The sequence below is a fragment of the Actinoalloteichus hoggarensis genome, assembly GCF_002234535.1.
Taxonomy (GTDB): domain Bacteria; phylum Actinomycetota; class Actinomycetes; order Mycobacteriales; family Pseudonocardiaceae; genus Actinoalloteichus_A; species Actinoalloteichus_A hoggarensis.
Map to the genome: position 1 here is coordinate 2083900 of NZ_CP022521.1, position 19957 is coordinate 2103856.

General features: G+C 70.8%; 21 protein-coding genes. 14 read left to right on the top strand and 7 right to left on the bottom strand.

The window, feature by feature from the left end:
- The first annotated feature begins 46 nt into the window (after nt 1-46).
- Genes AHOG_RS09245 through AHOG_RS09255 form a run of 3 tightly spaced genes read left to right on the top strand, consistent with a single transcriptional unit; the run spans nt 47 to nt 2549 of the window.
- Complete coding sequence (locus tag AHOG_RS09245; protein ID WP_211290561.1) at nt 47-1657, top strand: ABC transporter substrate-binding protein; 1611 nt, start codon at nt 47-49, stop codon at nt 1655-1657.
- Nucleotides 1627-1851 carry a hypothetical protein gene (locus tag AHOG_RS09250; RefSeq protein ID WP_093940980.1) on the top strand — a complete coding sequence of 75 codons (225 nt, stop codon included), beginning with the start codon at nt 1627-1629 and terminating at the stop codon, nt 1849-1851. The genes AHOG_RS09245 and AHOG_RS09250 overlap by 31 nt, the downstream gene beginning before the upstream one ends.
- Nucleotides 1848-2549 (top strand): DsbA family oxidoreductase, encoded by a 702-nt coding sequence (locus AHOG_RS09255; RefSeq protein WP_093940981.1) that lies wholly within the window; start codon nt 1848-1850, stop codon nt 2547-2549. The genes AHOG_RS09250 and AHOG_RS09255 overlap by 4 nt, the downstream gene beginning before the upstream one ends.
- Nucleotides 2550-3033: 484 nt before the next feature.
- Here the strand turns inward: AHOG_RS09255 and AHOG_RS09260 are convergent, their stop codons facing one another.
- The 4 genes from AHOG_RS09260 to AHOG_RS09275 form a co-directional block, all read right to left on the bottom strand.
- The gene (locus tag AHOG_RS09260) at nt 3034-3372 is read right to left on the bottom strand and encodes a hypothetical protein (RefSeq protein ID WP_093940982.1); all 339 of its coding nucleotides are present in this window, start codon (nt 3370-3372) and stop codon (nt 3034-3036) included.
- Between the two features lie 49 nt (nt 3373-3421).
- The gene (locus AHOG_RS09265) at nt 3422-3766 is read right to left on the bottom strand and encodes a hypothetical protein (RefSeq protein ID WP_093940983.1); all 345 of its coding nucleotides are present in this window, start codon (nt 3764-3766) and stop codon (nt 3422-3424) included.
- Between the two features lie 6 nt (nt 3767-3772).
- Entirely contained in the window at nt 3773-4549 is a 777-nt protein-coding gene (locus tag AHOG_RS09270) for a hypothetical protein (protein ID WP_093940984.1), read from the bottom strand.
- A 633-nt stretch (nt 4550-5182) separates the two neighbouring features.
- The gene (locus AHOG_RS09275; protein ID WP_093940985.1) at nt 5183-6487 is read right to left on the bottom strand and encodes a M14 family metallopeptidase; all 1305 of its coding nucleotides are present in this window, start codon (nt 6485-6487) and stop codon (nt 5183-5185) included.
- Nucleotides 6488-7275: 788 nt separating this feature from the next.
- Between AHOG_RS09275 and tgmA the strand changes: the two genes are divergently transcribed.
- The 7 genes from tgmA (at nt 7276) to AHOG_RS09310 (ending at nt 14224) form a co-directional block, all read left to right on the top strand.
- On the top strand, nt 7276-7611 hold the full coding sequence (tgmA, locus tag AHOG_RS09280; protein WP_245856663.1) for a putative ATP-grasp-modified RiPP: 336 nt from the start codon (nt 7276-7278) through the stop codon (nt 7609-7611).
- Between the two features lie 26 nt (nt 7612-7637).
- Nucleotides 7638-8618 (top strand): ATP-grasp ribosomal peptide maturase, encoded by a 981-nt coding sequence (gene tgmB / locus AHOG_RS09285; RefSeq protein ID WP_245856664.1) that lies wholly within the window; start codon nt 7638-7640, stop codon nt 8616-8618.
- Nucleotides 8615-9781 carry a methyltransferase domain-containing protein gene (locus tag AHOG_RS09290; protein ID WP_245856665.1) on the top strand — a complete coding sequence of 389 codons (1167 nt, stop codon included), beginning with the start codon at nt 8615-8617 and terminating at the stop codon, nt 9779-9781. Before tgmB ends, AHOG_RS09290 begins: the two co-directional genes overlap by 4 nt.
- 591 nt (nt 9782-10372) lie before the next feature.
- Nucleotides 10373-11065, top strand: a complete 693-nt coding sequence (locus tag AHOG_RS09295; RefSeq protein ID WP_093940988.1) for a hypothetical protein — start codon at nt 10373-10375, stop codon at nt 11063-11065.
- Nucleotides 11062-11394: a transcriptional regulator gene (locus AHOG_RS09300; protein WP_093940989.1), complete on the top strand. Its 333-nt coding sequence runs from the start codon at nt 11062-11064 to the stop codon at nt 11392-11394. The genes AHOG_RS09295 and AHOG_RS09300 overlap by 4 nt, the downstream gene beginning before the upstream one ends.
- Nucleotides 11395-11774: 380 nt before the next feature.
- On the top strand, nt 11775-13097 hold the full coding sequence (gene hisD / locus AHOG_RS09305; RefSeq protein ID WP_093940990.1) for a histidinol dehydrogenase: 1323 nt from the start codon (nt 11775-11777) through the stop codon (nt 13095-13097).
- Nucleotides 13094-14224: a histidinol-phosphate transaminase gene (locus AHOG_RS09310; RefSeq protein ID WP_093940991.1), complete on the top strand. Its 1131-nt coding sequence runs from the start codon at nt 13094-13096 to the stop codon at nt 14222-14224. The genes hisD and AHOG_RS09310 overlap by 4 nt, the downstream gene beginning before the upstream one ends.
- Nucleotides 14225-14395: 171 nt before the next feature.
- Here AHOG_RS09310 and AHOG_RS09315 read toward each other — a convergent pair whose 3' ends face one another.
- Entirely contained in the window at nt 14396-14977 is a 582-nt protein-coding gene (locus AHOG_RS09315; RefSeq protein ID WP_093944311.1) for a DinB family protein, read from the bottom strand.
- A 446-nt stretch (nt 14978-15423) separates the two neighbouring features.
- Here AHOG_RS09315 and AHOG_RS09320 point away from each other — a divergent pair, with 446 nt between their 5' ends.
- The 3 genes from AHOG_RS09320 (at nt 15424) to AHOG_RS09330 (ending at nt 16859) form a co-directional block, all read left to right on the top strand.
- Nucleotides 15424-15675, top strand: a complete 252-nt coding sequence (locus tag AHOG_RS09320; RefSeq protein ID WP_093940992.1) for a hypothetical protein — start codon at nt 15424-15426, stop codon at nt 15673-15675.
- 144 nt (nt 15676-15819) lie between these two features.
- Nucleotides 15820-16347: a hypothetical protein gene (locus tag AHOG_RS09325; protein WP_157736730.1), complete on the top strand. Its 528-nt coding sequence runs from the start codon at nt 15820-15822 to the stop codon at nt 16345-16347.
- A complete protein-coding gene (locus AHOG_RS09330; RefSeq protein ID WP_093940994.1) occupies nt 16344-16859 on the top strand; it encodes a hypothetical protein in 516 nt (171 codons plus the stop codon). The genes AHOG_RS09325 and AHOG_RS09330 overlap by 4 nt, the downstream gene beginning before the upstream one ends.
- Before the next feature lie 66 nt (nt 16860-16925).
- On the opposite strand, the gene AHOG_RS09335 is transcribed toward AHOG_RS09330, so the two are convergent.
- Together AHOG_RS09335 and AHOG_RS09340 are read right to left on the bottom strand one after the other, a co-directional pair.
- A complete protein-coding gene (locus AHOG_RS09335; protein ID WP_093940995.1) occupies nt 16926-18113 on the bottom strand; it encodes an NAD(P)/FAD-dependent oxidoreductase in 1188 nt (395 codons plus the stop codon).
- Nucleotides 18114-18200: 87 nt separating this feature from the next.
- Nucleotides 18201-19109: an RNA polymerase sigma-70 factor gene (locus AHOG_RS09340; protein ID WP_093940996.1), complete on the bottom strand. Its 909-nt coding sequence runs from the start codon at nt 19107-19109 to the stop codon at nt 18201-18203.
- Nucleotides 19110-19296: 187 nt separating this feature from the next.
- Here AHOG_RS09340 and hisB point away from each other — a divergent pair, with 187 nt between their 5' ends.
- Nucleotides 19297-19896, top strand: a complete 600-nt coding sequence (hisB, locus tag AHOG_RS09345) for an imidazoleglycerol-phosphate dehydratase HisB (RefSeq protein WP_093940997.1) — start codon at nt 19297-19299, stop codon at nt 19894-19896.
- Nucleotides 19897-19957 lie beyond the last annotated feature (61 nt).

Here is a 19957-nt window from a genome sequence, read left to right on the forward strand (position 1 = left end):
GACGGACCCGGTTGCCCGGCGCTCGCCGTGCTTTCTAGGGTGATCTGTGCCCACTCCCCGCCATCGGCTGCCCGCCTGCGTGCTGACCGTCGTGCTGCTCTCCTCCGCCTGCACCAGTCCGCTGTCGCCGGGCGGGAACACCGCGGACGCCACCGCCCCGCTCGTCCTGTCCACCGTGGACGAGCCCGCGACCCTGCATCCGTTGGCGGGCTTCGGCCGTAGTGGCGCCGCGAAGTTCTACGACGGGCTCCTCACCCCGGATGCCCGGCTGGACCTGGTGCCCGCGTTGGCGGCGGAGCTGCCCGAGCCCGATGAGGACGGCCGGGCCTGGACGGTGCGTCTCCGCGATGACGTGACCTTCCATGACGGCAGCGACTTCGACGCGGCGGACGTCGTCGCCACCTATCGGGCGCTGCTCGATCCGGCGGTCGGCTCGCCGCTCGCGGCGGAGTACTCGGTGATCGACACGGTGACCGCCGTCGACGAGACGACGGTCCGGTTCGAGCTGGCTCGGCCGTACGCGCCGTTCGCCGCGCTGCTCACCCTCGGCATCCTGCCGAGCGAGCCGCTCGCCGAGAGCCGGACGGTCGACGACTCCCCGCTGGCGGAGGAGCCCAACGGCACCGGGCCCTACCGGCTGACCGAGTGGACGCGGGGCGAGGAGATGGTCTGGACGGCCGCGGAGGACCACTGGCGCGGTACGCCGGAGGTCGAGCAGGTCCGCGTCGTCTTCGCCGCCGACGCGGCCGAGCAGGCGGAGTTCCTCGCCTCCGGGGAGCCCGACGGCGTGGTGCTGCCGCCGGGCGATCCGCACGGTCTGCGGGACCCGGCCCGCACTCCCGCCGCCGAGGACTACGACCTGCTGCGACACGACAGCGTCGAGTATCGGGCCGTCAGTCTCCCCGCCGACGGCCCCGTCACCGGCGACCGCTCGGTGCGGATGGCCTTGAACCTCGCCGTGGATCGAGAGGCGCTGGTCGAGGACGTGCTCAACGGCCTGGGAGCCCCGGCCTCCACCCCGGCGAGTCCCGCGCTGGCGGAGCTGCGCGAGCCCGGCGCCGAGTTCATCGTCGACCGGCAGCAGGCCGGGCGGCTGCTCAACACCGGCGGATGGACGCCCGGCGCGGACGGCGTTCGGGAGCGCGACGGCGAGGTGGCGCGGTTCACCGTGGTCTACGACGAGCTGCGCGATCTCGACGGCCGCCTCGCCGAGGCCTTCGCCGCCGACGCGGCCGAGGTGGGCATCGAGGTCGAGACACGGGCGCTGTCGGAGGCCGACCTCGCCGAGCAGGCCGCCGAGCACGCCGCCGTGATCAGCGGCGGTCGGCAGCTCGACGCCGACCTTCAGTTCTACGAGGCGCTGCACTCCACGGCGCCTGCCGACCCGTCGGGCAACCCCGGCCGCTACGACAATCCGAAAGTGGACTCGGTGCTCGACGACGCCCGCGAGGTCACCGATCCGGCGCGTCGGACCGTCTACTACTGGGAGGCGCAGCGGGCCTATCTGGACGATCCAGGCCTGGTCTACCTGGCCTTCCTGGATCACGCCTATCTCCAACGGGCGGGCTGGGCCGGCTATCAGGCCGTGCTCGAGCCCGCGGAGCACGGACTCACCTGGGGCCCCTGGTGGAATCTGCACCGCTGGACGCCGAACTGACGTGGCGGGACGCCGAGAGCCTGGTCTTCCCGCATCACGACATCGCGGTGGGCCACACCCGGCAGCGGCCCGCCGCCGACGAAGCACTCGTGGCGGTCGACGAGACGAGCCGAGAGGGCATCGTGGTGTGCGTCGTATCTAGCGGCGCGCGAGGCTGGCGGATCACCGTCGGGCGACACACGATGGTGGCATGAGCGAGATCGACACGGCCTCGACGCCGACCGAGCCGGGGGAGCGCGGCGCCTTGAGCGTCGAGATCTGGTTCGACTTCGCCTGCCCCTGGTGTCAGATCGGCTTCCGACGCTGGGGCGACGCGCTCGGCCGTTTCGCCCATGCCGACCGCGTCGAGACCCGCTGGCGTTCGTTCGAACTGCGCCCCGGCTACGCGGAGACGCCGTCCCGGCCGCTCGTCGACATCATGCTCTCGGACTGGGGCATGGACGAGCCGACCGTGACCGGGATCGTGGAGCGCATCCGGGCCGAGGGCCGCGCGGCGGGGCTCGTCCTGCGGCCGGAGGGCCTGCGTCCGACGAGCACCTTCGACGCGCATCGGCTCGCCCACGCCGCCGCGGAGCACGGGTTCGGCGACGTCATGCGGAAGTCCCTGTTCGCCGCCTGCCATCGGGATCTCGGCGACCTCGCCGATCGAGGGCTGCTCACCGAGCTGGCGAGCGCGGCCGGGTTGAGCAGGACGGAGACGGCGCGGCTGTGGAGCACCGACGCCTATGCGGACGTGGTGCGCGCCGAGCATGCCCGCGCCGCGACGGCGGGGGTCTCCGAGGTCCCCGCCTTCCGGCTCGGCGGCCGGGTCCACTCCGGTTCGCCTGCGACCGGGGACCTGCTGGGCCTGCTCGACCAGGCGTGGCGGGAGCAGGCCTCCGGCGCTGACTGACGGTGGACGGCCGCGCGGCGCGGCGGAGGGGCGTGGTCTGTGGGTGAGCTCGGTCTGTCAGTGGGCGCGGTGGGGCGGTGGTGCGGTGGGAAGTCGTCGGACGGCGGGTGAATCGGGGGCGGACGGTGCGGACCGCGCTCAGCCCGGCGGCAGCTGGCCTGGCGGTCGGCGGCTTGGCGGTGGGTGGCCCGGCGGCATCCGGTTTGGCGGCAGCCGGCCCGGCGGTGGGCGGACTCGGCGGCCGGTCTGCGGATCGGCCCGCGCCGTGCGACCCCTCATCCGGGCAAGGAGACGGGTCGGGTGGGCCTGAGAGACGAGGGTCGGCAGGCGACGAACGGTCGTCGTGCGTCCCCGCCGGACCCGTCGACGCTCCCTGTCTCGCCGGTGCCGGCCGGGGCCACCGAGCCGAGCAGCAGGCTGGGGCCCGGGCCGGTCCGTCTCGCCCGTGGCGCGCGCCGCGGGCGAGACACCGGGCGTCGAGGGTTCAGTCCCCGGCGTTGAAGGCTGCGCTCGACTCGGCGGACCTGTCCGCGATCCCGGCCACGTCCGGGTAGAACTCACGGATCTCCAGGTCGCTGACCGCTTGGCCGACCTCGCTCATCAACAAGGCCGCATCCACCACCGGGCCTGCACACCCGTCGACCTCAGGCTCACACGACTGCAACGCCTCGTCGACCGCGACCAGCTCAGGGCCACGACCCCAGACGAAGTACACACTCACCGGCGGGTCCTCCGACACCGCGGTCGACACCAGGTCGGGCGCGCTGCCGACCCGCACGCCCGAGCCTTCGTAGGAGGGCGGCGCGCATCCGGCCAGTGCCACGGCGGAGAACCCCAGGACGACCAGTCATCGCCTACGCGAGGACACGATCCTAGAAGACACAGGTGTGCTCCGGGATGCTGCCGTTTGCGAGGTAGTTGACGCTGGCGACCATCGGGGACTCTCTTTTGAGTCGTGCCGATAGCTCCTTTCCTCGCTCGATCCAGTCACGCTTGGCATCGGGAGTTGCGAAACCAGAATCTCTGAATTTCACGGGGTTGTAGGTAGCTTGGTATTCCGCGTCCCAGGATTCGAGGTCGCGAACGAGGTCGGCATTGAGATCAAGGAATTCTGCGGCCTCCTCGATATCGTGGCTGAGTGTGTCCTCCTCGTACCCGCTTTCGTAATAGAGATAGTCTTCTTTCCACCCGACGAGGATCGTCACGTCCACGGTCATCTCAGCTCACTTTCGATGCAGGTCACGGCGAATCTTTCGTCTACGGGCGATGGGGTTGGCGCCGTAGATCTTCCCCTCTGTGGTGGTGTTGACTGCGACACGGCGTCGCTCGCCGAGGTACTCCACCTCATACACTGGCCGATCTCTTCCGCAGTGCCCGACCACGGTACCGCTCCGGAGTGCTGCGAAGAGCAGGTTCTCGATCTCCTCCCGTGGGATGTGCACCTCTTCGAAGTTCCGGACGCGACGCGGCAAGAGGATGTGGTTCCGCCCGCTATCGCCGTCGCCGTTCTCGATCCAGACGATCCGTCCGTCGTCGAGGCGCTCTGCTCGCACGACGTCGTGGGGCTTGACCTCCGCCCCCCGTCGTCGGAGTTCGGCGATCTCGTCGGCGTAGCGGATCTGCGGGTCGGTGTGCTCGTCGGCCGGCGGCGGTGGTCCGGTGGACGGCGGCGGCCGGGTCCTCGTGTCGCCGATGGGCGGTAAGACCGAGACCAGCGACCCACCCTCGCCGATGCCGTGTCCGGCGATGTCACGGCAGTAGCCGTCGATGACGTCCTGTGCTCCGGCGAGCAGCGCGTGCGCGGCGCGGACGTCCTCGGCAGACCGGGTAGCGAGGTGGTTCGCCTGTGCGACCTCGGGTTGGGTGGAGTCGTGGGTGGCGGTGGCGAAGATCGCCGCTCCGTCGGTGATGGCGGCGTCGGCCTGGCGGGTGGCGTGGCGGGCCTGGGTGAGCAGGGCGTGTGCCTGGCGGAGCTGGGCGACCACGTCGGTGACCGACAAGGCTCGACTCCTCACTGTTCGTGTTCGGCTGACCATGGTGGCGTAGCCGGGGTCGGAACGTGACGGCGCCCCCGTGACCGGTCACGGGGGCGCGGCGGGCGAAGCGGGCGGTCAGTGAGGTACCGGGGTGTCGGGGTCGTCGAGCCGGAAGCGGTGGGTGCCGTCGGGGTGACGGTCAGGCCGAAGAGGTCGAGGTCCGGGCGGCGTTGTATCCGGTGCCCGATCTCCAACACCGAGTGTCCCTGCCGAAGGTCCAGTCGTTCCAAGATCAGGGCCATCAGGCTGGGAGTGGTAGAGGAACCGGTGGCGGTACCGCCTGCCTCGTGCTGGGTAAGAAGTGTCTGGTCGGACCAGGCGGAGCTCGCGCCGAACGTGGTCCTCCTGAAGGGCCGCTCGCGGCCCGGTTCCTCGGTGCCGTCCCCTGCCCCGACACCGCGTGCCATCAACCGTGCCGGAAACGGGTGCCTACCACGGATGACCTCTGATTCGGGCAGCGGATACGCGCCCCCGCCGGAACCGTCGTCGAGGCTCCCTGTCTCGCCGATGCCGATGCCGATGCCGACCCGAGCCGGCCGGGGCCGGCCCGTCTCGCCCGCGGCGCGCGCCGCGGGCGAGACGCCGGGCGTCGAGGGATCAGCCGCAGCTCGCGCCGATCACCCGAGGAACGCAGTCGGCGTAGGACAGCAGCAGGTCGACGGCGGCGTCGTTGCGCGCCGTCTCCCGATCGATGACGTCGTCGATCGGGTAGAAGCCGTTCAGGCCTCCGCCGCGGGGATACATCTCGAAGGTGTAGCTGTAGATCCCGTGTGCCGCCCACATCCAGTCGTTGATGCTGCCGTCGGTGATGTAGAGGTCGCTGGACTGTTGCGGCGTGTATCCGTTGGTGCGGGCCATCTGCGTGCCCAGGGTGCGGAACGCGGCGGCGTCCTGCGCGCTGAGGCCCGGTCCGGTGTCGGAGTAGGTGTAGCCGTACGGCCAGAGCACGAGTTCCGAGTAGGTGTGAAAGTCGATGTGGGCGGTGATCCGCTGGTCGCCGCCGACGACGCGGGAGGCCACGTAGTCGCGGACGCGCTGGGTCTCGATCGCCGAGAAGGCGCTCGTCCCCCGGTAGGTGTCGCTGCTCGGGGAGCCGCTGGAGCCGCCGCAGCAGCCCCACTGGTGTCCCCAGTTGCGGTTGAGGTCGGTGCCCTGCCCCTGCCGGTTCTTCCGCCAGCCTCGGAAGGTGCCGGTGGCGTGGTCGTACTCGGCGCCGTCCGGGTTGACCGACGGGATCACCCGGATGATGCGGGAGTTCACCAGCTGAGTCACCGCGGGGTCGCTGCCGTAGCTGTCGGTGAAGCGGTTGACGATGCGCAGGCACATCTCACGGGTGAGGTGTTCCCTCGCGTGCTGCTGGCAGGTGAAGAGCACCTCGGGGGAGCCCGCCGGTGCCCTGGTGATGCTCATCAGCCACAGGTTCCGCCCCTGCGCCGAGGTGCCGATGGTGCTCAGCGTCGCCAGGTCGGAGTGCTCGGCCGCCGCCTGCTGTAGGGCGGAGGTCAGCTCCGCGAAGTCGTGATAGTCCTGGTAGCCGTTGGGAAAGGCGTTGATCGACGGGCCGTCGGGGACGTCCTCCGGCGCGCCGCCGAAGTACGCCTCGCGGTCGGCCAGGAAGGTCAGCGGCCGTCCGACGGCCCGCAGGCCTGCGAGCTGATCGGCGTCGGCGACGACGGTCATGCTCGTGTCGTCGGCGGTCAGGACGTCCACGCCGAGGTCGGCGATCCGGGTCCGCAGGGCGGGGGTGTCGGTGTCCTCGACGAGATACACGCCCGCCGAGTCCTGCTCGGCGTGCCGCGTGTCGTTCCGGTCCGTGCCCGCCGCCGGTGTGGCGAGCGAGACGGCGAGGCAGAGGCAGAGGCCGACGGCGAGGGCCGTGGGCACACGTCTGAAGCGGGACATGGGGCCTCCGGGTCAGGGGTGTCGGAGTGGGGAACCCCGCGCGTGGGGTGGGCGCGGGGCGGGTGTTCGTGGTGGCGGCGGGCACGGGTGTCGGGTCTTCGTCCGAGCCGGGCGGGGTCGACGGCCGCGATGACCGGCTTCGACGTCGTGCACGACGCGGGGCGGCCTGGGGGTCACGGCGACGGACTCGCCACGGGTGCGCGAAGGATGTTCGGGAGCACGGTGGGAGAAGGCTCCTCGATCGTGTTCCGGCGGGTGATCCCTGACAAGGCCGATGGACAGAACACGCTCTCGTGACCACCGGTCTGCCCGCCTCGATGTCCGATGTGGGCGGTCTCGTCCCATCGGGTCGGCGGCCGATAGGCGGGTCAGACCGGGACCCGTGCGCGGCCGACTGAAGGCCGGTTTCAAGGCCGCCGCGGCACTACGGACGCCGGCTGACCAGACTGCGTGTCGAAGATAGAGCTCCCCGAGGTGGCGCCGTCCCACTTGCCGAACGTAGTCCTCCTGAAGGGCCGCTCGCGGCCCGGTTCCTCGGTGCCGTCTCCTGGCCGGACACCGCGTGCCCCCGACCGTGCCGGAAACGGGTGCCCACCACGGATGGCTTCTGATCGAGCGGCGGACATCGACAGTATGAAATCAACCGATTACGCTCAGCATGCGTGATCGAAGAGGCGTGATCGGCGGCGTCGATTCGACGTTCTGGTCATGACGTCGGGAATCCAGGCGTGGCCGTATGGCCGCTGGCGCGGCTGATCTTCGCGGTATGCCAGCAGAGGAGTGCGACGATGCTCATCAGCCCCACCGGCGTCGCTACCGACATCGGTGTGATGCCGGTTCCGGAAGCAACACCGTTGTCGTCGGCCGGTCTCCGGTATCTGGTGCGGCATCGGGCGACGGCCGACCGGCCGGGACCGTTCGACACCCGGCCGCTGGGATTGCGACATGCCCGCCCAGTGCCATCGCCGGTGCAGCCGGAGTCGCACTACAGCCCCGACTTACAGGTCGCCGTCGATCTGGACGGTAGGCCGTTGATCGAGACGATGGGCAAGGATTGGAAGACCAAGGCGTCGAGCGACGGCGACGAAGGTCCGGAGGAGCACTACGACTGGGAGGAGGAATGACGTCCTCGACATACGATCCGACAGTCGTGGTGCTCGCCCAGGAGACAGACGCCCCGGCCGATGCGGTCGTCCGTGAGCTGACTGCGCGGGGTATGAAGGTGTTTCGCGCGGACACGAGTTGGTTTCCTCGTCGCCTCGTGCTCGACGCTCGTATCGATGCTACCGGTAGATGGACCGGTGTTCTGACCACTGAACACCGTCAGGTCGACCTAGAGGCGATAACCGCGATCTGGTACCGCGACCCTGCGGCCTTTCGGTTTCCCGACGCTCTCACCGATGTCGAGCGCGCGTACGCCCATCGCGAGGCGCGCCTCGGGCTCGGCGGAGTGCTCGCGGCCTTACCCGGAGTATCGTGGGTCAACAACCCGAACCGGGCTGCGGATGCGATGTTCAAGCCCGTGCAACTGGCCGCTGCGGCCGCGTGTGGACTGAGGGTGCCTGCGACTCTGGTCACCAACGATCCGACCGCCGTGGCCAGGTTCGCCGCCGTCAACACCGACGGGGTCGCGGAGGACAGGGCCGGGATCGTGTGCAAGTCGCTCGGATCCAATGCGGTGACCGAGGGCGGTCGACTGAAGGTGGCCTACACTCACCGCCTCACTTCCGTAGACTTGGCCGACCTGAGATCAGTCGCTTCGACGGCGACGCAGGTCCAATGCTGGGTGGAGAAGAGCCACGAGGCTCGGGTGATCGTGGTCGGCAGGCGGATGTTCACCATCCTGATCCGCGCGCACTCCGATTCGGCGCGGGTGGACTGGCGGTCCGACTACGGTGCTCTCACCTACGAGCTGGTGGACACTCCGTCGGACCTTGAGAAGGGCTTGCGGGCCTACATGGACACACTCGGGCTGGCCTACGCGGCGTTCGACTTCGCCTTCGACACCGATGAGCGCGCCTGGTTCCTGGAATCCAACGGCTCGGGGCAGTACGGATGGCTGGAGTCGCGAACCGGGGCGCCGATCACTGCCGCCCTCGCCGATCTCCTCGCGGGGAGTGCGTGTTCGTGACCACCGGCCCCGGCCTCGGAGACGTCGACTGGCAGCCGCATGCGGCGCGGCTAGCGGACGAACTGGCGGCCGCAGGCAAACTCACCTCGCCCGAGTGGCGGGCCGCGGTCGCCGCCGTGCCCCGACACCATCTCGTTCCCGCCTACTACCAGCACACCCCCGGCGGCTGGGAGCGCATCGACACGGCGAGCGAGGCGGGCCTGGCCACTGTCTACTCGAACACCGTGTTGCTGACAGCGGTCGACGACACCGGCTCAGGCACCGTGATCCGGTCCTCGGCCACTCAGCCGGGCCTGATGACGCGCATGTTGGAGTCTCTCGACCTGTCTGATGGACAGCGGGTTCTGGAGATCGGCACCGGCACCGGCTACAACGCGGCCTTGCTGTCGCACCGGCTTGGCGACGACCGGGTGTTCTCCATCGATGTCGAACCGGACCTTCTCGCGCTGGCCCGCGAGCGGCTGGCCGGTCTGGGCAGGCGCCCGACACTGGTGGCAGGCGACGGCGCGGCGGGGCTGCCCGAGTACGCACCGTTCGACGCGGTCATCGCCACCTGCGCGGTCCCGGCCGTGCCATGGGCCTGGGTCGAGCAGACGCGCGTGAGCGGCGTGATCCTCACCGACCTGAAGATCGCGGTCGGCGCGGGCAGCCTCGTCCGGCTGACTCGACTCGCTGCGAAGCATGCGGAAGGGCGTTTCGACCCGGTCTACGCGGCGTTCATGGATCTGCGCCGTCAGGCAGGCGCCGTACCCGAACGAATGCGGGTGCGGCGAGATCATGCCGAGAGCCGCCGCTGCACTCGACTCGATCCCCGCATCCCCTGGAACAACCTGGTCGTGTGGTTCCTCGCCTCGTTCGCGCTCGGTCCCGGCATCGCCCACGGCTATACCGGAGAGGACACGGCCCGGCCGCCCACCGCGGTCTGGATCGCTACCGCGGACGGCTCCTGGGCCGAGGTCACCCTCTCCGCGACCGAGGACGGTCACACCGTCGCCGAAGGCGGGCCCCGCAGATTGTGGTCCATTCTCGAAGACACCCACCAGCAGTGGTGTGACCTCGACGAACCCGCCTGGGATCGGTTCGGGCTCTCCGTCACCCCAGGTCGACAGACTCTCTGGCTGGATCATCCCGACAGCGAGCACACCTGGCCGGTGCATCCGTGACCCGACCTGTCGTGCTGCTTCGAGGGGGTGGCGTCCCGCCCTGCCGGCAGTGCTGCCCTGCCGATCGTGCCGCCCTGTCTGCGCATCGGCCGACTGAAGCCCTGGGACGACGAGCTCTCGATGTCAGGGCGCCGCGCACCGCATGGCTGGACGGTCTGGAGGAGAGGGCTCCTCGATCGTGTTCCGGCGGGTGATCCCTGACAAGGCCGATGGACAGAACACGCTCTCGTGACCACCGGTCTGCCCGCCTCGATGTCCGATGTGGGAGGTCTCGTCCCATCGTGTCGGCGTCTCGCCGGGCTGCACCGACTCGATTCCGGTGTGGCTCGGCGGGCTCATGCCTGTCGGGGCCGTCGGGAGGGAGGTCTCTGGCGGCCGTCGGGCTGTGCGCCCCGTGACGCGCGACCGAGGAGCGCAGGCCTGATGCGGGCGTCGTTATGCGGCGACTCGGCGTACTGAACCGGTCAGACGGCGCAGGGCGCTCGGGGCACGGCTCGTCGATAGGGGCGCGGTCTGACGAGCCCGCCTTGCGTCTGCGAAACAGTCCGGTTTACAGTACAAACCAGTTGGCGGATGAGGAGGGCTGTGGGGATGTCGGGTCAGGCGGATCGCGCCGGAATCGCGGAACGAGCGCGACTGGTGACGAGGGAGTTCCAGGGCTTGCAGGGCTATCGGATGCTGCCCTGGGTCGCGCCGCTGCTGGTGTGGTGGGCGTGGGAGGCAGGAGTGGCCGGAGAGGACCGGTGGTGGATGTGGGCGGCGGCGGTCGTGGCGGCGACGGTCGGGACGTGGTGGATCGGACGCTGGTACGACCGGACCTACGGGACCCTGCGTCACGGTGGGCGATCCGCCCGTGTCGCCCGCGCGGCCGCGGTGCTCGGACTCGGGCTGCTCGGCGTCTACGGCCTGATAGCGGTGCTCTCGATGACCGGAAACTGGCCGCTCGGCACCGATGCTCACGTGGTGTCCTGGTTCGGCGTGGTCCTGGGTGTCGCCACCGTGATCATCGGCTCGCGGATCCGCTCCTTGTCAAGCTCTCTCATCTGGTTCGGCGTCGCGGTGATCGTGCTGAGCCTGATCCCCTTCGGCCTGCTCGTCGACGGTGACGGCCGTCATCCGTTCTCCGCCACCAGCGCAGGCGCAGGCGTGGGACTGCTCACCACACTGCTGATCGTCGTCGGTGTCACCACTCATCGGACACTGCATCGCTGCCTCGTCGGTCCGCGCGCCTCCACGGCCTCGCCCGAGCAGGCGGCCGGGCATGGCGGAGCGGACGCGACGTGACCGAGCCGTTCGAGGAGATCGCCGGTCTGGACCGGCTGTTGCACGAACCCGCGCGGCTCGCGATCGTCACGGCGTTGTCGGCCTGCGCGGCGGCGGACTTCCTCTATCTCCAGCGCCTCACGGGGCTGTCCAAGGGAAACCTGTCCGCCCACCTGGCCAAACTGGAGGCGGCCGGGACCGTCGAGATCGACAAGCGGTTCGTCGGCAAGAAGGCCCAGACCAGCGTGCGGCTGACCGGGCCCGGTCTTGAGGCCGTCGCGGACTACTGGCGTCGACTGGACAGACTGCGTGACGAGGTCCGGGACTGGAAGCCCGCCGAAGAGCCGTGACCCCTGCGTGCCAGGCGGCGGCGGGCAGGTCGTGCCCGTCCTGATGCGGGGCCCCTGGCGCCGCCTGCCTGAACGGCCGCGGTCGTCGCCTGGACGCACTCGAAGCGCTCTGCGCGGCGCTCGACATCGATGACCGTTCGACCACGGCGCCGGGAGGACGGTCCCGTGGTCGGGCGATGACGCACCGGGGAAGGCTGGGGCGAGCGCGCCGTACGTCTCCTGTCGACGGGGCCCGTCGTGCCGCCAGGCCGAGCCATCCGGCGTGGTGATCGCTTCTCGCCGGTTCGTCGCGGCTCACGGCGGGTCTGCCGATCGGCGACCTGCGTGCCGGCTACGCTGGTCGCGGCAGTCGTGCCGCGTCGAGAACCCAGAGGAGCCCGATGCTCTCCCGTACCGACCTGCGTGGTCGAGTCCCGAGTCCCGCCGAACTGCGCGCGGTCCTTCCGCGTGCCGAGATCGACGTGGACGCGGTGCTGCATCGGGTGCGGCCGATCGTCGACGCGGTCAGAACCCGAGGTGTCGAGGCGGCGCTGGAGTTCACCGAGCGGTTCGACGGGGTGCGGCCGGAGCGGGTCACCGTGCCCGCCGAGCGGCTTGAGAAGGCCTTGGCCGAGCTGGACCCGCGCGTGCGGGCGGCGCTGGAGGAGGCCATCCGCCGGTCACGGCTGGTGCATGCCGACCAGCGGCGCACCGACGTCACCACCACGCTGGCGCCGGGCGGCACCGTGACCGAACGCTGGGTGCCGGTCGGTCGGGTCGGGCTGTACGTGCCCGGCGGCCTGGCCGTCTATCCCTCCAGCGTGGTGATGAACGTGGTGCCCGCCCAGGAGGCGGGTGTGGAGTCGCTGGTGGTGTGCTCGCCCGCGCAGGCCGAGCACGGCGGCCTGCCGCACCCCACGATCCTGGCGGCCTGCGCGCTGCTGGGCGTCGACGAGGTGTGGGCCGTCGGCGGCGCTCAGGCCGTCGCGCTGCTCGCCTACGGCGGCGGCGACACCGACGGCCGGGTGCTCGACCCGGTCGACCTGGTCACCGGCCCCGGCAACATCTACGTCACCGGTGCCAAGCGACTGCTGCGCGGCCTGGTGGGCATCGACGCCGAGGCGGGCCCGACCGAGATCGCGATCCTCGCCGACGACACGGCCGACCCGGTGCACGTCGCTGCCGACCTGATCAGCCAGGCCGAGCACGACACGCTGGCGGCGAGCGTCCTGGTCACCGATTCGCCCGCGCTGGCCGACGCGGTGGACGCGGAGCTGGCCGTGCAGGTCCCCGCCACTCGCCACGCCGAGCGGGTCCGAGAGGCGCTGAGCGGCAGGCAGTCCGGCTGCGTCCTCGTGGACGACCTCGACGCCGGGCTGCGGGTGGTGGACGCCTATGCCGCCGAGCACCTGGAGGTGCAGACCGCGCAGGCGGCCGCGGTGGCGGCCAGGGTCCGCAACGCGGGGGCCGTGTTCGTCGGCGCCTACTCGCCGGTCTCGTTGGGCGACTACTGCGCGGGCTCGAACCACGTACTGCCCACGGGCGGCTGCGCCCGGCACTCCGGCGGCCTGTCCGTGCAGAACTTCCTACGTGGAATCCACGTGGTCGAGTACGACGAGACGGCGCTGCGCGAGGTCGCGGACCAGGTGATCGCGCTGGCCGAGGCCGAGGGGCTGCCCGCCCACGGGCAGGCCGTCGCGGTGCGGACGGACGGGCGCCGATGACCACGTCGTCCTCGATCCCCGGCGCCGAGGTCGATCTCGGCGCCCTGACGCTGCGTGCGGACCTGCGGGGGAAGAGCCCGTACGGCGCCCCGCAGCTCGACGTCGCCGTCCGGTTGAACACCAACGAGAACCCCTATCCGCCGCCGCCGGAACTCGTCGCCGACGTCGCCGAGTCGGTGCGGGAGGTCGCCGCGCACCTGCACCGGTATCCCGATCGCGATGCGCTCGCCCTCCGCGGCGACCTGGCCGCCTACCTGCGCGGGGTGACGGGTGTCGAGCTGGCGGCGGCGAACCTCTGGGCGGCCAACGGGTCCAACGAGGTGTTGCAGCAGATCATGCAGGCCTTCGGCGGCCCCGGTCGCACGGCGCTGGGCTTCGCGCCGTCCTACTCGATGCACCCGATCATCGCCGCGGGCACCCGCACCGAATGGGTGGCCGCTCCCCGCCGCGCGGACTTCTCCTTGGACGCGGCGGCGGCCGTGCGGGCGATCGAGGAGCACCGGCCGGACATCGTGTTCGTGACCAGTCCGAACAACCCCACCGGGCAGGCCGTGCCGCTCGACGATCTGCGGCTTCTCCTGGCGGCGGCGCCGGGCATCGTGGTGCTCGACGAGGCCTACGGCGAGTTCTCCGCCGCGCCGAGCGGGGTGCGGCTGCTCGCCGAGTTCCCGACGAGGTTGATCGTCAGCCGCACCATGAGCAAGGCCTTCGCGTTCGCGGGCGGCAGGCTGGGCTATCTGGCGGCGGCCCCCGCCGTCGTCGACGCGCTCCAGCTCGTCCGGCTGCCGTATCACCTGTCGGTGCTGGTGCAGGCCGCGGCGCGGGCGGCTCTGCGTCACACGGAGGCGACTCTCGGTTCGGTGGCCGCGCTGGTCGCCGAGCGGGAGCGGGTCGCCGCCGCCCTGAGCGGGCTCGGCTTCTCGGTGGTGCACTCGGACGCGAACTTCCTGTTGTTCGGCCGGTTCGGCGATCCCGCGGCGGCCTGGCAGGCCTACCTCGACGGCGACGTCCTCATCCGGGACGTGGGCATCCCCGGCCGGCTGCGGATGACGGTGGGCACGCCCGTGGAGAACGAGGCGTTCCTCCGCGCGAGTGAGGAGGTCGCGGCCCGCTTCGACATCGGCTGAGCGGGCCGCCCGCGGGCCACGGCCTCGGAGCGGCGGCGCGGGCGGCCTCGGCGCGGTGATCGGCGGCGCGACGGATTCAGGGCGGCCCCGGCTGAGCGGCGCGCACGACGTATTCAGGGCAGCCGGACCGAGCGGGTCTCTGAATGTCCGTCCCGCACGGCCCCGCCGTGATCACTGGCCCAGTCGGCCGTCGATGCGTTCGCGGAGGAGGTCGACGTGGCCCATGTGCCGGGCGTACTCCTCGATCATCCCCATCAGCGCCTCACGCAGCGACATCGGCCCGCCGCCGCTGCCGTGCTGATTCAAGGGATCGTCGCCGAGGACGTCGAGGCTCGGTGCGTCGGCGACGAACCGTTCGGCGAAGGCCACCTCGCTCCGCCAGGCCTCCCATGCCTCCGCGACGACCTGTGGATCGGCGACGGCGCCGTTGAAGTCGCCGTCGCGGTCGGTCGGAGTGCAGAACAGCCGGGGAGCATCCTGCCCGGCCAGCATCACCCTGAACGTCGCACGTTCGATCTCCGCCAGATGCCGCACCAGCCCCAGCAGCGACATCGTCGACGGTTCGACGGCCCGGCGCGCCATGGCCTCGGCATCGAGGTCGGCGCACTTCATCTCCAGCGTGAGGCGCTGGCGGCGCAGTGACTCGACCATGGTGGTGCGCTCGTCGCCCAGCCGCGGGCCGTGCTCCCGAGGGTCGTCGTCGGACGGCCTGCCGTCGGCGGTGAACATGTCGGCGCGTCGGGTCGCGGTCATGGCCGCCATCATCGACAGCGCGCAGTGTGGACGGCAACGGAATTATCCGTCAGGTCGTCATCGCTGATCGGCTCACCGCGCAGGAACGTTCCCGGGCCCTCGAATCGTCGATGGAGACGACCGCTCTACCCGGGCGAGTCCGATCTGGAACCGGTCGAACGGCGGGTCCTCGGCGTGTTCACGGTGCAGGGCATCGGCTTTCCGCGCCGCGCGGCGTCGAAGCGACATCAGGACATGGCGTTGCGGACGACCGATGTCGAGAACGTTCGGGTGTATCACGCGTTCTTCGTGGACGGGGACCTCGTCATGGGTTCACGGCCTGCGCGGCCAAGCGGGACGGCTCCGGCCCGTCCCGACGGAGGCAGCTGCCGGTCTTCTCGCTTTCGCGGACGATCCGCCTGCCGATATCCTCACGCTCCGAGTTCGGTCTATCGCGGAGTGATGTCATGTCGGTGCCTGCGTTGCAGAGCGAGTTGCTCGGATTGACCCGACGGCTGGAGATGTTCCCGTCCGGACCGCTGACCGAGGCCGGCACGCGGGCCCTGGGCGCGCTGGGTCGGGTGCTCGCGAGCAGCGACGCGAGCGCGGCAGCCGACGCGCTCCGGCGGCTGCGACTGGCGGGGATCGGCGTGGAGGAGTGCGCGGCAGGCGTCCGGGACACCGCCCATGCCCTGACCGCTTATCGGGAAATGGTGTAGATGTCCGAGCTGGCGGAGGTGGTGGCCGCGTTGGCGGCCGTGCAGGCCGAACTGCCGGTGGCCGAGGCCTTGGCGGAGGCCGACCGGTAGGACGGGATCCTTCGCGAGGTCGCCGTGCTGGCGGGCGAGTCCCGTAATCCCCTGGTGACCGAGGCTCGCGATCGACTGCGGCATGCCCGCGACACGTTGCGCCGCACGGCGGGTCATTGGGGCGCGGCAGGCAGCCACCTCGATGAGTACGTGATCGGCGTCCTGGGGCTGGTCCCGCTCGGGTCGGCGGCTCCCGCCGGGCCGCCGGTCGATCCGACCACCGTGGACCGGGCCACCCCGCCGGACTGGCCCGACGAGCCCACCAGGATCAGCACGCAGAAGCAGGCTCGGCACGTGCTGGGGACCAGGGAGTACGCATCGCGGAAGAACGGACCGAAGGGCGAATCGGCGTTCTTCGACGTCGAGTCCGCCCATCGACTCAGTCGAGAAGCCTGGGACAGGGGGCAGCCGATCGATAAGGACAGGACCTACGTGCGTGAGCACGACTTCGGTTACCCCGTGGGAGTGGACGGGTGTGGGCGTTATCAGAACCGAGTGCGCTCTCACCTTGACCACAAGGGGCGGCTTCACGGACATCCCTGCGGCCCCGGAACCAGTCGACGACCTGAGGACCTGACATGACCGATCTCGACATCGTCGCCTTCATCACCCAGGCCTACGGCGGCGACCTCGCTGATCCCGATTACGTCTTCGTTGATCGGCAGCTGGAACAGCGGCCTTACGAGATGGTCTTCCGGGAGATCCGGGAGCTCGATTCTGTACTGGTCGAGGAATCATGGACCGACCCCAACTATCAGGTCTCCTTCGGATGCAGGATCACCCTCGAGGAGCGGTCCTGGGCGCTGGAGATCTCGATGTTGGGCCCGCTCGCCGTCTTCGCGCGGACGGGAAACCGTCGATGGGAACGGCTGCTCTACCCGAATGAGGACGATCTTCAGCCGGTCGAGCGGCAGATCTTCGACGTCCTCGGCAAGCATGGCATCACGTTCCCGAGCCGGGAGACGCTGGAACACCGCCTGGACATGACCTTGTGGATCACCGACCCCGAGAACGTCCGCGTCTACCACGCGCTGTTCTCCGATGAGGATTTCGTCCCGTGGCAGTTCTCACCGCTGTACCGGCGGGATTTCTAGCCGTGCCGACCCGACCGGCGGCGGAGCCCGTCGCGGGACGGGCTCCGCCGGAGTCGTGTCGGTGTGTCAGGCGTGCGTGCTGTGCGCCGGCTGCCGGCCGCTCACCCGCCGCCGGGGCGGATACGGACCCGTCTGGTAGGCGGTCCGCAGCGCGTAGCGGAGGATGAGTTCCTTCAACCGGGCGGCGGTGCGGCCGGTGAGCACCCGTTCCTTGGGGGCGTCCTCGGCGTCGACGAACTGGATCAGCCCGTCTCGACGGCCCAGGCTGATGCATTGGAGCAGGTACTGGAATCGGAAGGGACGGGGCGTGCGGCCCGCCAGCCGGGCGGCGATGGAGTCCGCCGCGTGCCGGCCGAGGGGCTTGGCCGTCGCGCAGGCCATCCGCAGTTCTCGGCCGCTGGGCAGCCGGACCGCCGTGGCGTCGCCCGCCGCGTAGACCTCGGGGTGCGAGGTGGAGCGCAGGGTGTCGTCGACCAGGACACGGCCCGTCGCGTCGACGGCCAGGCCTGCCCGTGCGGCGAGGTCGGGAACGCCGAAGCCCGTCGCCCACACCGTGATGTCGGTGTCGACGGTCTCGCCGTCGGCCAGCACGAGCGAGGATTCCCGTACCTCCGTGACCCTGGCACCGGTCCGCACCTCGATGCCGAATCGGTCGAACACCCGCGCCAGGTGCGCCCGGCCCTTGGTGGAGAGCATCGCGCCCACCGTCGTGCCGACGAGCAGCCGCACCCGGAGTCGGGGATGCGTCTCGGCGAGTTCGGTGGCCGCCTCGATTCCGGTGAGTCCGCCGCCGACGACGGTGACGGTGCCGCCTCGGGCGGCGACGTCGAGCACCCGTCGGTGCAGTCCGCGTGCCGTGCCCAGCTCGGCGACGTCCTCGGCGTGCTCGGCGACGCCGGGGACACCGGCACCCGCGACGCTGCCCAGCGCGTACACCAGCGTGTCGTAGCCGAGGGTGCCGTCATCGAGGGCGTCGTCGCCGGCGGTGCCTGCGATCCGCAGCACGCGGCGTTCCGGGTCGATCGACTCCACCCGTCCGATCCGCAGTCGCACCCCGGTGCCGCGCAGCAGGTCCGCGAGGGCGTGCTCGCCGACCGCCGCCCCGGCGGCGATCTCGTGCAGGCGCACCCGCTCCACGAAGGTGTCCCTGGCGTTGACCAGCACCACCTCGACGTCGCGGACCTGACGCGCCACCCGCGCCGCCGCCGTGAGTCCCGCATAGCCCGCGCCGATGATCACGATGCGATGAGTCATCGTCGTCCCCTTCCCACTCGGTTCGTCGCCTCCTGAACCGAATGGGCGCGTCATTCCTGACAGCGACGCGGCGTGACGGTGATCACGTCATCGTGAGGGTGCGAGCTGGGCGGCGAGGAAGGCCAGCTTGTCGGGGTTCGCGACCGCGTGGACGGCCGCCACCCGACCGTCCGCGATGTCCAGGGACACGGCCAGGGTGAGCCGCCCGGCGAGGAAGCCCAGGATCGCGGGCTGCCCGTTGACCTCGACCATGGTGGCGGTGACGTCGGGGCCGCCCTTGCGCACCCAGCCCGCCAGCAGCCGAGCCACCCGGTCGGAGCCGAAGACGGGCCTGCGGGCGGCCTGGGCCTTGCCACCGCCGTCGGACCACGAGACGACGTCGGCGGCCAGCAGGCTTTCCAGCCCGGCGACGTCCAGGCCCCGCGCGGCGTCGAGGAACCGCTGGGCGATCCGCCTGGTGGCGTCGGGGCTCGCCGTGAAGGGAGACCGGTCCCGTCCCACCCGTTCGCGGGCCCGGTGGTGGAGCTGCTGGCAGTTCCCCTCGGTGAGACCGAGGATGTCCGCGATCTCGCGGTGGCTGTATTGGAAGGCCTCCCGCAGCACGAACACCGCCCGCTCCGGCGGGGTGAGCCGTTCCAGCAGCACGAGGAAGGCCATGGACACCGACTCGCGCTGCTCCACGGTGTCCAGCGGACCCAACGCGGCGTCCTCGGTGATCACCGGCTCCGGCAGCCACGGACCGACGTAGCTCTCGCGGCGGACGCGGGCGGAGGCGAGGCGGGTGAGGCACAGGTTGGTCAGCGCCCGCGTGAGCCATGCGACGGGCTCCCGGACGGCGGCGTGCTCGGCGTCGTTCCAGCGCAGGAACGTGTCCTGCACGGCGTCCTCGGCCTCGCTCGCGGAGCCGAGCAGCCGATAGGCGATCCCGAACAGTCGAGTGCGGTGCTTCTCGAACTCGTTCAGCTCCTCCGAGGTGACCGGCACGCCACTGATCATACGATCGCCGCGCGCCGAGGGCCGTGGTCCACCGGTGCGCGGCGGGCGCGCGGGTCCCGGGTGTCGGCCGGGGGCCGCCCGCCGCCTGAGACGGTCGACCTGTCGGGATCGGCTTTCGTTACGCTGGCCGAAGGCGTGGACGGGCGATCGGGTCGCCCTGGTGAGACGAGCAGCGAGGAGACGGCCGATGAGCCGGTCGGCAAGGGTGGAACGCATCACCAGGGAGTCCTCGGTGACCGTCGAGATCGAACTCGACGGAACCGGGCAGGTCGAGATCGACACCGGGGTCCCGTTCTACGACCACATGCTCACGGCGTTGGGCAGCCACGCCTCCTTCGATCTGAGTGTCGCGGCGCGCGGCGACGTGGAGATCGACGCGCACCACACCGTGGAGGACGTCGCGATCGTCCTGGGGCAGACCCTCCGACAGGCGTTGGGCGACAAGGCGGGCATCCGCCGGTTCGGCGACTCCTGGATCCCGATGGACGAGACCCTCGCCCATGCCGCCGTCGACCTCTCCGGCCGGCCGTACTGCGTGCACGTGGGTGAGCCGGAGGCGTTCGTCACCTTCACGATCGGTGGCAACTACCCCTTCGTGCTGAATCGGCACGTCTTCGACTCCCTGGCCTTCCACGCCCAGATCGCCCTGCACGTGCGGGTGATCCACGGACGCGACCCGCACCACATCACCGAGGCGCAGTTCAAGGCGGTCGCCAGGGCCTTGCGTGCCGCCGTCGAGCCGGACCCGAGGGTCACCGGAGTGCCGTCCACGAAGGGCACCCTCTGAGCAGGCGACGCGGCCTGGGTAGCCTCGCCCGACCAGGTGTGGACGGCGGCGTGGCCGCGCG

Excerpts from the sequence above, each read along its gene's own strand:
- AHOG_RS09255 (WP_093940981.1), top strand. The coding sequence starts at position 1,848 with ATGAGCGAGATCGACACGGCCTCGACGCCGACCGAGCCGGGGGAGCGC.
- AHOG_RS09265 (WP_093940983.1), bottom strand. The coding sequence starts at position 3,766 with ATGACCGTGGACGTGACGATCCTCGTCGGGTGGAAAGAAGACTATCTC.
- AHOG_RS09275 (WP_093940985.1), bottom strand. The coding sequence starts at position 6,487 with ATGTCCCGCTTCAGACGTGTGCCCACGGCCCTCGCCGTCGGCCTCTGC.
- tgmA (WP_245856663.1), top strand. The coding sequence starts at position 7,276 with ATGCTCATCAGCCCCACCGGCGTCGCTACCGACATCGGTGTGATGCCG.
- AHOG_RS09295 (WP_093940988.1), top strand. The coding sequence starts at position 10,373 with ATGTCGGGTCAGGCGGATCGCGCCGGAATCGCGGAACGAGCGCGACTG.
- hisD (WP_093940990.1), top strand. The coding sequence starts at position 11,775 with ATGCTCTCCCGTACCGACCTGCGTGGTCGAGTCCCGAGTCCCGCCGAA.
- AHOG_RS09310 (WP_093940991.1), top strand. The coding sequence starts at position 13,094 with ATGACCACGTCGTCCTCGATCCCCGGCGCCGAGGTCGATCTCGGCGCC.
- AHOG_RS09315 (WP_093944311.1), bottom strand. The coding sequence starts at position 14,977 with ATGACCGCGACCCGACGCGCCGACATGTTCACCGCCGACGGCAGGCCG.
- AHOG_RS09320 (WP_093940992.1), top strand. The coding sequence starts at position 15,424 with ATGTCGGTGCCTGCGTTGCAGAGCGAGTTGCTCGGATTGACCCGACGG.
- AHOG_RS09330 (WP_093940994.1), top strand. The coding sequence starts at position 16,344 with ATGACCGATCTCGACATCGTCGCCTTCATCACCCAGGCCTACGGCGGC.
- AHOG_RS09335 (WP_093940995.1), bottom strand. The coding sequence starts at position 18,113 with ATGACTCATCGCATCGTGATCATCGGCGCGGGCTATGCGGGACTCACG.
- AHOG_RS09340 (WP_093940996.1), bottom strand. The coding sequence starts at position 19,109 with ATGATCAGTGGCGTGCCGGTCACCTCGGAGGAGCTGAACGAGTTCGAG.
- hisB (WP_093940997.1), top strand. The coding sequence starts at position 19,297 with ATGAGCCGGTCGGCAAGGGTGGAACGCATCACCAGGGAGTCCTCGGTG.